General features: G+C 37.4%; 12 protein-coding genes. All 12 read right to left on the minus strand.

Annotated features, from left to right (window positions below):
* Positions 1–29 precede the first annotated feature (29 nt).
* Positions 30–1,343, minus strand: coding sequence for a S41 family peptidase (locus tag ABID39_RS04095; protein WP_354186302.1), 1,314 nt, complete (start codon positions 1,341–1,343; stop codon positions 30–32).
* A complete protein-coding gene (locus tag ABID39_RS04100) occupies positions 1,333–2,616 on the minus strand; it encodes a murein hydrolase activator EnvC family protein (RefSeq protein ID WP_354186304.1) in 1,284 nt (427 codons plus the stop codon). The genes ABID39_RS04095 and ABID39_RS04100 overlap by 11 nt, the downstream gene beginning before the upstream one ends.
* 97 nt (positions 2,617–2,713) lie before the next feature.
* Entirely contained in the window at positions 2,714–3,196 is a 483-nt protein-coding gene (gene rlmH, locus ABID39_RS04105; protein ID WP_354186306.1) for a 23S rRNA (pseudouridine(1915)-N(3))-methyltransferase RlmH, read from the minus strand.
* 1 nt (position 3,197) lies between these two features.
* On the minus strand, positions 3,198–3,641 hold the full coding sequence (gene rsfS, locus ABID39_RS04110) for a ribosome silencing factor (protein ID WP_354186308.1): 444 nt from the start codon (positions 3,639–3,641) through the stop codon (positions 3,198–3,200).
* A 43-nt stretch (positions 3,642–3,684) separates the two neighbouring features.
* Positions 3,685–4,278, minus strand: coding sequence for a nicotinate-nucleotide adenylyltransferase (locus tag ABID39_RS04115; protein ID WP_354186310.1), 594 nt, complete (start codon positions 4,276–4,278; stop codon positions 3,685–3,687).
* 29 nt (positions 4,279–4,307) lie between these two features.
* Positions 4,308–5,564, minus strand: a complete 1,257-nt coding sequence (locus tag ABID39_RS04120) for a glutamate-5-semialdehyde dehydrogenase (protein ID WP_354186312.1) — start codon at positions 5,562–5,564, stop codon at positions 4,308–4,310.
* Positions 5,565–5,606: 42 nt separating this feature from the next.
* Entirely contained in the window at positions 5,607–6,746 is a 1,140-nt protein-coding gene (proB, locus tag ABID39_RS04125; RefSeq protein WP_354186314.1) for a glutamate 5-kinase, read from the minus strand.
* A gap of 5 nt (positions 6,747–6,751) precedes the next feature.
* Entirely contained in the window at positions 6,752–7,774 is a 1,023-nt protein-coding gene (obgE, locus tag ABID39_RS04130; RefSeq protein WP_354186316.1) for a GTPase ObgE, read from the minus strand.
* A 172-nt stretch (positions 7,775–7,946) separates the two neighbouring features.
* Positions 7,947–8,672: an RlmE family RNA methyltransferase gene (locus ABID39_RS04135; protein ID WP_354186318.1), complete on the minus strand. Its 726-nt coding sequence runs from the start codon at positions 8,670–8,672 to the stop codon at positions 7,947–7,949.
* Positions 8,673–8,694: 22 nt separating this feature from the next.
* Positions 8,695–10,011 carry a Ppx/GppA phosphatase family protein gene (locus ABID39_RS04140; protein WP_354186320.1) on the minus strand — a complete coding sequence of 439 codons (1,317 nt, stop codon included), beginning with the start codon at positions 10,009–10,011 and terminating at the stop codon, positions 8,695–8,697.
* Positions 10,012–10,848: 837 nt separating this feature from the next.
* Positions 10,849–11,457, minus strand: a complete 609-nt coding sequence (locus ABID39_RS04145; protein WP_354186322.1) for an invasion associated locus B family protein — start codon at positions 11,455–11,457, stop codon at positions 10,849–10,851.
* 1,159 nt (positions 11,458–12,616) lie between these two features.
* A partial coding sequence (locus ABID39_RS04155; protein ID WP_354186324.1) for a YadA-like family protein occupies positions 12,617–13,568 on the minus strand: 952 nt, incomplete at its 5' end.

Genomic DNA, 13,568 nt, shown 5'->3' on the forward strand with positions numbered 1-13,568 from the left:
AAAAGCATGAGTTTTACACACACGCCTTTTTACTTTTTTAGAATATCCTTATTGGGATCCGGTGGAAATGCTGAATTTGCCGTTTCACCTCGTAGTAACTTATAAGCCTTATTCAATTGAACATCATCCTTAGGATCTTTCGGAACAAAAGCTGCTGAACCAGATCCTTTATTGTTTTCCCGCTTACCTTTAATATGCCCTTTCAATGCAGATTCACCAACCTTGACATCATAACCTTTATATTTATCAGGCAATGGTTGCTCTACAAGGATATCAGGCGTAATCCCTGTTCCTTGAATTGAAGTACCTGATGGTGTGTAATAGAGTGCTGTCGTTAAACGTAAAGCACCATTTTCACCCAAGGGGATAATTGTTTGAACAGATCCCTTCCCAAAAGACTGTGTTCCTAAAATTGTCGCACGACGATGATCTTGTAGCGCACCAGCAACAATTTCAGAAGCGCTTGCAGAACCACCATTAATGAGCACAATGAGAGGCTTTCCATTGATAATATCACCTGGTTTAGCATCAAATCTCGTCACGTCACTCTTTTTACGCCCGCGGGTCGATACGATCTCACCTTTATTCAGGAAAGCACTCGAAACACTCACTGCCTGATCTAAAAGACCACCAGGATTAAGCCGTAAATCAAGAACATATCCCTTCAACTTACCTTGAGGAATTTGAGACTGAATATCTTTAATAGCAGCCTGAAGATTGCCAAAAGTCTGTTCAGAAAACTGAATAACTCTTAAGTAACCGATATCACCGTCAACACGATATTTCACCGCCTTCACCTTGATGATATCACGAACAACTTTAATTTCGAGTGGCTTATCAACACCAGAACGAATAATTGTTAACATAATTGGTGTCCCAGGAGCGCCACGCATCTTACTAACAGATTCGTTCAATGTATGACCATTCGTCTGTACACCATCAATTTTTGAAATAAGATCCCCAGCCAAAATACCTGCTTTTGAAGCAGGTGTATCATCCATAGGAGAAACAACTTTAATTAAGCCTTTCTCCATAGTAACCTCAATACCAAGACCTCCAAACTCTCCCTTTGTAGAATCTTTCATCTCCTTAGCTTCTTCAGCATTCATATAAGAAGAATGCGGATCAAGTGATGTAAGCATTCCATTGACAGCATTTTCAATGAGCTTTCTATCATCTGGAACCGTCACGTATTGCATACGTATGCGCTCAAAGATATCGCCAAATAGGGCAAGCTCTTTATACGCATCGCCTTCATTATTAGCAGCAACAGAGTGCACCATAATCATTGAACTGGCGCCGAGCAATACCCCAGCGACCAAAAGAATAACTTTACGAATCATTTTGGTTCCTTTTTGTTTTTTCAGTCCGCCACCAAGGAGTTGGATTTACAGGCTTCCCCTGCTTTCTAAACTCAATGTAAAGCATTGGAGCACTTTTTCCTATATCCAATGCAATGCTATTCGCAACAAATTGCATCCCCATCATACCAAGAGGCTCACCTGCAAGGACAAACTGCCCTTGAGTCACATTAATCCTCGACATCCCAATGAGAATAATATGATAACCATTTCCAACATTGAGAATAATGATCTGCCCATAAGAACGAAATGGTCCAGCAAAAGCAACCAGAGCATCAGCAGGTGATATAATAACAGCTTCTGTTTCTGTTTCAATCATTTCACCAAAACGTATAAGGTGTGAACCATTATGAGAATGTTGAATTCTTTTCCCCAAAACAGGAAAAAGTAAAGAGCCTTTTTGACTTTCAAAATGCGATTTTTTCAATAATTGTAAATTTTTTTGCATCTGTATTGATCCATCAGAACTCTGTTCTGATGGACGATCAAGTTCTAAAATTAACTCTTCCAACGATTGCACTTTTTGAGCAAGAATACTATTTTTTTGTTTCTGTTCTGTAAGTTCTTCTTCCGATTTTTTTTGTAATTTAGCTTTCTGATCTAATAAAAGCTCTAAATGCTTTCTCTGCTCTGCTTGATTTTGTATTTTAATCTTTAGTGCCCTGTATTCCGCAGCAATTGAATTGCTCAAATTTGTCAATGCCTTTAAGCTTTTTGCTAAAGCATGTGTTTTTTCTTGCATCTGAGGAATAACAGCCCCTAATAAAATAGAACTGCGTATAGAAGCCAATGCATCCTCAGGCCGCACCATAAGAGCAGGAGGAGGATTTAACCCCATGCGTTCTAAAATGGCAAGAACCTCCGCAAACTCAGCGCGACGATCTTTCAAATTTTGATGAACTTGTGCACGCTTTTCTATCATTTTTTTTAGTTTTTCTCCCCTCTCAACAATATCATTTGCTACTGCACGCTCCTCTTTAGCTGCCTTTATAAGTGCATCACTCAAAACACGCTGATCTTTTTTTAAACGCTCAACTTGGCGCATAAGAAAAGCAACGCGCTCACGCGAGATAGAAATATTTTGGCGAATTTCTACCAACGCTTTTTGTGCTTCTGCCGTACTACTTACTGTATCTTCAGCATGCGATATTGAAAAGCAAAAAATTATACTGAAGAACAACACGACAAATAGCACAAATTCCTCATATAAACATCGCATCTTTCTATGAAGAAGCTTTCTCACTTGCTTAACCATTCAGCATTATCGCATAAACTAGAAATGCTTTAAATGGTGTCAACTAAAACAATATTAACAAATTACCTAAATAAGTGCTAAAATTTACACAAAAATATCAAAAACGATGATAGGGGTGATGACTTGCTATCATCACTGCCCGATAAAGTTGTTCTGTAAGTAATATACGCGCAATTTGATGCGGCCACGTCATAAAACCAAACGACAAAAGAAAATCAGCGCGATTTCTTACTCGGTCATTATGACCATCAGGCCCCCCCAAAGCAATGATAAGATCACGGACACCTTCATCACGATAAAATCCTAACTTTTCAGCAAAAGCAAATGATGAAATCGACCTTCCACGCTCATCCAAAACAATTAACCGACATTTTTCAGGTAAAAAATCGATGAGCTTTTTTCCTTCTTCTTCCATGCGCTGACATGCTGTTTGAGCCCGACTTTCTGATATTTCCTGTAGTGTTTTAAAATAAAATCCAACAGAGCCAGAACTTTTAGAAAAACGATCCAAATAATGATCAACTAATTTATGCTCTGCCCCTTTCTTCATGCGACCAACAGCAAAAATAGAAATTTGCATATTAATGATCTCCAAAAAGAACTGGCTTTGTATTGTTTAAATCCGGCGTAAGCCACATTTTTTCTAAATTGTAAAAGAGACGAATTTCCGGACGAAAAAGATGAATGATAATATCACCTGTATCAATCAATACCCAATCGCCCACAGGAAGCCCTTCTACACTTGCTCTACCACACCGGTTGTCTTTCAAAGTACATAGTAAATGATCAGCAATAGCAGATACATGTCTCTGTGAATGTCCGGAAGCTATAACCATATAATCAGCTAAAGATGATTTAACCTGAATATCAATAGAGACAATATCTTCTGCTTTTGTATCTTCTAAACTATCGAGAATAATTTTAAGATGATCCGTTACAGAAAAGACTTTTTTTTCTGTAGAAGATGCAAGATTATAAGAATGTTTTTGTAAAATATTTTTCAGACTCATACCCTTTCTTATCATTTAGAATATAAAATAAAAAGAGAAACAGAAACTTATAAAATATTCAAGAAAAATCATTCTCCTCTAAACGAAGATCCGTTGAAGACTGAAAAGATAAAGCCCCATGCAAATAAGTCCAAGCCGGTGGTTTCATAAAAGGTAACCTTATACTTTCTCTTTCATCTAAACGAAAAGCACGGTAAATTTGCGCCATAGGAGAAGAAAGCGCTGGCACCTGCGCAAGAGGACGGTCAATAACGGCAATAGGAAGCATAGATATAATATCATGCCATCGGAACCAATGATGAATTGTTGCAAGACTATCTGCACCTATAACCCATACAAAACGCACTCCACGACAATGTGCAAGGATATAAGAAATCGTATCGACAGACATTGTACTGCCTAACGCCTGCTCGAAACCCGTTATGCGAATCTTTGGATGATCAATAAGCTCAAAACTTAATCGCATTCTCTCATCTAAAGATGGAAGATTCGTATGGTCTTTTAAAGGGTTTCCAGGTGTTACCATCCACCATAGCTGATCAAGACGTAAACGCTGAATGGCAATCTTTGCAACAAGAAGGTGACCATCGTGCGGAGGATTAAAAGACCCACCAAAAAGACCCACAACATTGGACTTTTCCACATATGGCATACGATCTTTCCATGGAAAAAATGGCTTCATCAAGGCCTAACCTGTCCATTTCCCCTAATGTGATACTGAAATGATGTTAGCTGTTCAACACCTATAGGACCACGCGCATGCATTTTTCCTGTTGCAATACCAATTTCTGCTCCAAAACCAAACTCACCTCCATCAGCAAATTGTGTAGACGCATTATGAAGCAAAATAGCTGAATCTAAACGACTAAAAAACGTTCTTACCACATTCATATCCTCAGCAATAATCGATTCTGTATGTCCTGATGAATAACGTTGAACATGCGCAATAGCTCCTTCAATACCCTCAACCGTTTTTACAGAAAGAATTGCATCGAGATATTCATGTGACCAATCCTCTTCAGAAGCTAATTTGATATTTGGCATAAGAAAAACAATATCTTCTGTTGCACGAATTTCACACCCCTTCTCCTGTAAAGCCATTAAGATAGGAAGAAATCTTTTTAATGCTTGGCGGTCAATGAGAACAGTCTCTACAGCACCACATATACCTGTACGCCGCAATTTGGCATTTAAGACAATATCACGCGCCATCTCTAAATTTGCCGATTGATCAATATAAATATGACAGAGTCCCTCCAAATGTGCAAAAATCGGAACGCGAGCATCAGACTGAACGCGCGCAACAAGACTTTTCCCACCACGAGGTATAATAACATCAATCATACCATCCAATCCCTTAAGCATTTCTCCAACAGCAGCGCGATCTATCGTTCCAACCATTTGAACAGCATCTTGAGGAAAACCCGCTTTTTCTAATCCCTTCACCAACGCAAAATGAAGCGCATATGCAGAATAAAAACTGTCCGAACCACCACGTAAAATTGCAGCATTTCCAGCCTTCAAGCACAAAGCACTTGCATCAATTGTAACATTTGGTCGACTTTCATAAATAATGCCAATAACACCAAGGGGTGTACGGACACGGCTAATATGGAGTCCATTGGGACGCGTCCACTCACTCATCACTTGTCCAACAGGATCAGGTAAACAAGCAATTTGACGGACGCTGTCTATAATTGCACGCAAACGTTGTTTATCCAACTTGAGTCGATCAATCATCGCAGCTTTCAAATTATTACGCGTAGCATTTTCTAAATCCTGACAATTAGCCCGTAAGATTTCAGCCGATTGATCCTCTAGACTCAAGGCTATCATTTCTAATGCTTTGTTCTTTTGTTCAGAAGACATAACTGCCAATACTGTAGCGGCATAACGCGCTTTTCTTCCCATATCCTTCATTTGTTCTTTTAAAGCCATAAAACCATTCATTCTATCAAAACAATAAACAAAGATAACTTTTTAAGCAGAATCAGTTAAGCTGCATAAAACCATATCATTACGATGCACCATAGCAGAACGTGCTTCATACCCAAGAATAGATGCAATTTCTTCGCTTTTACACCCTATAATGCGAACAGCTTCATCCTTATCATAATTGACAAGTCCGCGAGCAATCTCAACTCCATTTGCATCAACAATTGCAACGGTATCTCCACGATGAAACTTTCCTTCAACCGCTACAATCCCTGCTGCCAATAATGATTTTCCAGCTCCAAGAGCCTTGACAGCTCCTTGATCAATCATCAAAATACCAGAAGGATCGAGATGACCAGAAATCCACGTTTTCCAAGCATTGACAGGCTTTTCACTAGCAGCAAAAAAACTTCTGCGCCCTCCCCTATCGATTGCCGCAAGAGGATTCATGCATTTACCTGAAGCAATAATCATCGCCGTTCCAGCGGAATTCGCTATTTTCCCAGCATCAAGCTTGGTCTTCATTCCTCCACGAGAAAATTCCGAAGCTGCAACATCAGCCATTTTTTCAATATCACTCGTGATTGATGCAATAAAAGGAATAAATTCAGCCGTTGGATCACGATGAGGAGACTTCGTATAAAGTCCATCAATATCTGATAGAAGAATTAAAAGATCTGCCCCCATCATGGTTGCCACCCGTGCCGCTAAACGATCGTTATCACCATAACGAATTTCACTTGTTGCAACGGTATCATTTTCATTAATAACAGGCACCGCTCCAAAATGTAACAGCACATTAATCGTCGCACGTGCATTGAGATAACGTCGTCGCTCTTCCGTATCAAATAGAGTGAGCAAAATTTGACCCGTTTTTAATCCATATTGTGCAAGCGCATCACCATATGTCTTTGCTAATTCAATTTGCCCCAAAGCAGCACATGCTTGACTCTCTTCTAATTTCAAAGCTCTCTTGGGAAGCTGTAACAATGTCCTTCCTAAAGCGATAGCACCCGAAGATACTAATAAAATCTCAACACCGCTTTGATGCAATTTAGCAACATCACTTACCAAACTGTTAAGCCATTTAGAACGCAAACCTGTCTGAGGATCAACCAAAAGTGCAGATCCAACTTTGACTACAATACGTTTATAATGCGTGAGTTTTTGTAATCCGACTGCCATCTTCATTAACCCTGATATTCGTCACCCTCGTCCTCTTTGCGTGCCTTTTCAATAATATGTGCAACAGCACGTAGAACATTTTCTAAACCTTCACGACTGACTGCAGAAAATAGCATAACAGATTTCCCTGTTACTCTTTGCAAAATTTCTTGTTTGGCTTTACGCTCTTCAATAGTGAGAGTATCTATCTGACTTAAAGCTACAATTTCAGTCTTATCACTGAGATCATTTCCGTATGCCCCTAATTCATGACGGACAACTTGGTATGCTTTTGCAACATCTTCTTCTTGAGCAGAAATCAAATGAAGTAAAACGCGACAGCGTTCTACATGCCCTAAAAAACGATCCCCAATCCCTACACCTTCATGCGCCCCTTCAATTAAGCCTGGAATATCAGCCAAAACAAACTCACGAGCATCAATGCGTGCAACACCAAGATGAGGATGCAAAGTGGTAAAAGGATAATCTGCAATTTTTGGTTTTGCAGCCGTCACGGAAGCTAAAAAAGTTGACTTTCCAGCATTTGGCAAACCAATAAGTCCGCCATCAGCAATTAATTTCAAACGAAGCCACAATGTGCGCTCTTCTCCAGACAATCCCGGATTTGCACGGCGAGGAGCTCGATTCGTAGATGTAGTAAAATGAAGATTTCCAAAACCACCATTCCCTCCTTTTGCAAGACGATAACGCTGCCCAACGACTGTTAAATCACAGATTAATGTCTTATTATCCTCTTCAAAAATTTGTGTGCCAACCGGTACCTTAAGGATGATATCATCACCCTTTTCACCAGTCATATTGCGTCCCTTACCATGCCCCCCTGTTTTTGCCCTAAAATGCTGCTGATAACGATAATCGATCAGCGTATTGAGCCCATCAACAACAAGAGCCCAAACATCACCCCCCCGTCCTCCATTACCTCCATCAGGTCCTCCAAATTCAATAAATTTTTCACGGCGGAATGATACAGCACCTGCTCCCCCATTACCAGAACGAATATAAACTTTAGCTTGATCAAGAAATTTCATTGGAAGTGCTCACTGAGGAATCAATCTCTTTACCTCTATAGGCAATGTATTAATTTTACTAGTTTTTCATTAATTAATAATGAGAAAAATTCTTGACAATATCATTGCAAACCGTTTGGGAATACTTTTACATTATAAATAAGTGAACTTAAACCTTTAAAGAAAGAGCTCTTTATTGCACTTCTGTTTTTTTCTTAAATCCAAGTGCTAGAAGATAAAGCTCCACCGATTCTGATCTACTTGCAGGCGGCTTAACATGATGAACCGTTTTAAAATTCTGTTTCAATGTTGTAAGAAGAGAATTTTCTGCCCCACCTTGAAATGCCTTTGCTAAAAAATGTCCCCCAGGCTTAAGAACTGAAAGAGCAAAATCAGCAGCAACTTCACATAAATGAATTGTTCTTAAATGATCCGTCTGACGGTGACCTGTGGTTGGCGCAGCCATATCAGAAAGAACCACATCCGGTTTTGTCCCTAAAGCATCAATTAATTTTTGTGGTGCGTCTGCATGCAAGAAATCCATTTCCAGCATTACAACCCCAGACAATGGGACAACATGCAAATAATCAATACCAACTACGCTAGGCTTTTGATCACTTGATCCTACTATACTTACAGCAACCTGACACCACCCTCCTGGTGCTGCTCCTAAATCAATGATCTTTTGACCTTTTTTGAGGAATTTATAGCGTTCATTCATTTCGATTAGCTTATAAGCTGAACGCGAACGATAACCATCTATTTTCGACTGATGAACGTATGGATCATTCAGATGCCTCTCTAACCATCGGCGTGACGACGCTTTAATGGTTCCTGCTTTCTTCTTTACACGCTGATATAATTCGTGCGATCCTGAACCTCCATATCCGCCAGTCGGTGTTTTTGTCGTTTTTTTCATCGTTATTCACTGTCTCCGTACTCTAATAACTTATAGCACTTGAAATTTTTCCTTTTCTATATCGCTCCCATACGCCATCGCGTAACATCAGATCTATCAAAATTCCTTCTTTTAACCCACGATCAGCAACTCTTAATCGTTGACTTGGCCAAAACTCTCGAATAACATCTAAAATTGCACAACCCGCCAAAATTAAATCTGCTCTTCCTCGCCCAATACAAGGGTTATTTACGCGTTTTTTTATATCCCATGACAATAAGCGTTTCATCAGAAGAGTAATGTCTGCATCATTCATCCAAATGCCATCAACTTGTCTTCGATCATAACGCTCTAAATTAAGGTGTATTCCTGCTAAAGTCGTAATTGTTCCAGAAGTTCCCAAAAGATGAAACTTCGAACCCCGAGCCAAAGTACCTAATTTATGACGACCTGAAAAATTATTTAAAAAGCTCCGTACATAGTTTTTCATTTTTTCAAAATCACCAAAACTAATATTATCTCCCCCAAAACGTTCGGCAAGCGTAACAACACCAACGGGAAGAGAAGTCCAAGCCGTAATTTGTTCAGTTAAACGTAAAGAACGCTTCTTAGAAACATCAAGCAAAACAATTTCTGATGACCCTCCTCCAATATCAAAAAGTACAATGGCATTAGTATTCGGTTCAACAAGCGTACCACATCCTGAAACAGCAAAACGCGCTTCTGTTTTTTTATCAACAATTTCCAATTCAAGACCAGTTTCATCCAAAACGCGTTGAATAAAATGTTGACTATTTTTCGATGAACGGCAAGCTTCCGTTGCAACTAAGCGATAACGCTTAATATGCCTTTGTCTTAGCTTTGAATGACAAATCTTTAATGCTTCAATTGCACGATCCATAGCTTGTGTATTCAGAAAACCGTTATTTACTAAGCCTTCTCCCAATCGTATAATACGTGAAAAAGCATCAACAACTCGAAAACACCCAGGTGTACTAGGAGATGCTATAAGAAGACGACAACTGTTCGTTCCCAAATCAAGTGCTGCATAAAGAGGCGGGAACTTTGATTGAGATAACCGTGGAAGAAAAGGTATTTTATTTTTTTTTGCTTTTTTAACACCTACAGTTGTCCGATCACGGAATTCAAAAGCTGTATCTAATTGAATGAGCTGTGACTTCTGTTTCAACCGTCTTTTTTTTTGTTTTTTCTTTATTTCAATAGAAAGAGAGCACCTCTCTGTCTTTAATAATGCAGAACGATTATTTTGATTGTTGCTACGAGCACGTAATTTCTCTGCTCTAATATCAAAGATTCTTCCTCGCTTTGTCTCTTCTGAACAACAACTTAACGGAGCCATTTTTCTTATCCTTTAAGCATTTTCCCGAATAAAAAACACGAGAATTCTTTATGTTTGTTACTAAAACTAAAGTAACAATGTGGCATTAAATTACAATTATCAAGCAAACATTCCCTATTTTTCTATCATAAAAATTTACTACACTCTTATCATTCAGTTTTTTTGATAGTTTTTTGACTGTTTCTATAAAATCACACCTCTCTTTATGAACTTGAAATTATAAATTAATTGTTTACATTTGCATTCACTTTTGTAACTTACTAGCTACTCTTACTGTAATTCATATGGTATATCTCATTGCAAAATGATACATTTATACTTCTAACTCATTGAAAACTATCATCTTTAATTTGCATTCATGAGATAACAGTATTGTAATTATTACTTTGCAGTAAAAACTAAGATCTTATATATAAACTAACATAAAATTGCTATAATATCTCAATTTGAAGTTATTGATGACAAATAAAATTACTTTAAAAATTTGTAAGAAGCTTTTACAGAAATGTATTATCACCCCTCTTGTTCAATAAGGCTTTATTTCTCTTTGCTGTAATCTTTTTCAAACTAGCTATTTCTTATGATTTTTTGCTGTTAGTAACAAACGTAATTCACTCTATAAGCTTTACAAAATTCTCATCTAATTTTTTATCTATAACCGTTTTCTATGATTTTTTTATTTATAAAATGCATCATATCCTGAAGCAATCATTCCGATAATTATGTCATTCAGAACTTCTTACTCATGACTCTTCATTTAAATCTAAATATGCAACTGAATCTGAAATATAACACAAACAATTATGGAAAATTTCCACGCAAAGCACTCTATACAGTCTATCTTTGTAAAGAATAAATTGCCGCACTCAATCCTTTAAATGGCGCTGTAAAAGAAAATATCTTTCCTTCTTTAACCTTATAGGAAATACGTACTTCTTTGTTCTGTTCTATTTGTTTATTTAAAACGGGTCCTACAGATAACTGTGCCAAACAGATCGTTTCATTACATTGCGTATAATGAATCAGGAGAGGCTTTTGAACACCTTCCAAAAACATTTGAATAGGAACATTTGTATCAGCATTTGGCAATGTTCGAAAAAGCATTACTGCTTGACCGTTTTTCGTAGAAACAAGAGACCAACTGAAAATATTATTATCCTCCTGATCATGAACACTCTGCGTCACATTACAGACGCCTTGCTTAAGTTTCTGTTTTTTATCCTGTTTCTCATCACAAATTAAAGTCCAATTATAAAATTGCATAATAATTCGACGCGTTTCACCGGGTTCTCCCTTGGGAATAGATAATTGTGGCGGATGTATCGTATAAACACTATCGTCTTGCCCAGCCAGACTCTCACCCTTACCTATTAAAGTAAGGATGAATAAGATACTTATTAAAAGACTTTGTTTTTTTATAATAATATCAGTTTTTTTTATTATCATCGCAACCTCATAGTAATTCCAGCACTTACACTAAAGTAACCTCCAGCATTCATCGCAGATATATTAGAGCAGATATTTCCATCTTCAAATATATAACCAGCACCAATAGCAAATGCGGATTAACTACGCTATATACCAATACCAAATGAAAAACTTCACTTTCAAGGGGTTTCATCATAACTCAAATTAGCCACCGCCAAACTAATAGACTCTGCTTGTCTTGCTTCCTTTTGGATATTCTTAAAGCATAATTCAATGTTTCAAACTTCATATCTGTGTAGGATTTTGCTTCATCAATACCATTTTTACAATGCCATTAAGGTAATCATCAGTAATATTACTTCGCATCGTCAAGAACTATCTTCAGTAATTTAAATTTTCACGAAGAGTGAACATTATCTTAAGTCTCAATAAATTCAGAATTTAAATTAATCTTTCTTGAAAATATTAGCATTGTATTTTTTGTATCTGCAGTAAGTACGCTTTTTATTATCATGAAATCTAGATACGAAAATACATTAAATTGCTAATAGAAAACAGATACTGTTTACGGTTAATTTATAAGTTTAAGAGTTGGTTGTTTTCTATTGTCTTATATATTGAAAATGCTCCATTTAATAAGTCTTAAATTGTTTAACAAAAGTTTTAAAAGTTAAAAGTAGAATATTTTCAATATAGTGGTAATATTTCTTTGAGAAAAAACATCCTTCTTAAAAAACAAAGAGAGTTACTTTCATAATATAAGGGAATTTTCCACTTCTGTTTCTTTCAGTTATAATGTCCTTCTGCTAAAAGTAACTGATGTTATAAATGTATTTTTTTCAGGTATAATTGATTTAAAGCGCACTTTTTCTCCCCCGTTTGACTTTTTACTACTATGTTTCTTTCAACCGAAATGAGTCTTGCATGTATACCTTTCATACTTTTATAAGGCCTCAAATAAAATAACAAAAAACAGCCTTTTTAGAAATCTTTAGAAAAACACAGCATTATTGATCTTGGCGTACTTTTTTACAAAAAAAACTGTAGCATATTTCTAAGTTTATAGTGGGGTTAGAGACTACACTAATCTCTATGAAATACTATTTTATCTGTAAAACTTTCGCCCTTATCAAATAAGGGCGAAAGAAGCTTTTATTAAAAGATTTATTTTCTATCATCAATTCAGCGTTATTCTAAATCCAGCACCTATACCAAAGTGACCGCCAGCACTCGTTGCAGATATATTAGAGAAGATATTTCCATCTTCAGATCTATAACCAGCACCAATAGCAAATGCAGACTGACTACGCCATAGACCACTACCAAATGAAAGACTTAATTTTCCAGGAGTATCATCATAACTCAAATTAGCTACCGCTAAACCAATAGCTGCTGCCTGTCTTGCCTCCTTACGGACATCCTCAACTGCATAATTTAACGCTTCAAACTTCAGATCTGTGTAAAACTTAGCATTATCAAGAACACCCTCAATGGCGTTATCCGTGTACTTCTTCGCATCATCAAGAACAATATCCATCTGCTCTTTCGTGTAGGCATGTAACTGACCACCATTAATCGCTTGCTTAGAACCTTCTTCAATCTTTCCATCCGCTACATTCTCTATCAATACAGGATCGCTTTCACTGCCACCTTTCAAAGTGATTGTATTCGTCTTGTCCCCATTAGCATCCTTGTCATAACTAACAGCTCCATCTGGAGAAGATAATTCTAAATCCTTTATCTTATTCTCAACATCGGTAACCCTCTCATTCGTCTCCCAAAGCTGTCCTCCATTCACAACATCCTTTGAGCCTGATTCTATCTTACCATCCGCTACATGCGTAATCTTACTCTCTTCACCATCATGACGAGCATCATACGCTCCTTCCGAAGAATTCCAATTTAAACCATCACCATTAGGCGTACCCGAATTAACTTTTTCTTCAACCTCATTAATACGATCATTCATATTTGTCATATTGTCATTAATGCCTTTAAATGCATCCGCAACATTATCATAGCTTTGTTTCTTATCTACTGTTCCATCAGCCTTAAATTGAGTAATTTGGAATTCTGGCGCTGTCCAGAGACCATTATTATAGCCAGCTCCACCTCCAAAATAAACTGCA

Source organism: Bartonella japonica, from assembly GCF_040545385.1.
Taxonomy (GTDB): Bacteria; Pseudomonadota; Alphaproteobacteria; order Rhizobiales; family Rhizobiaceae; genus Bartonella; species Bartonella japonica.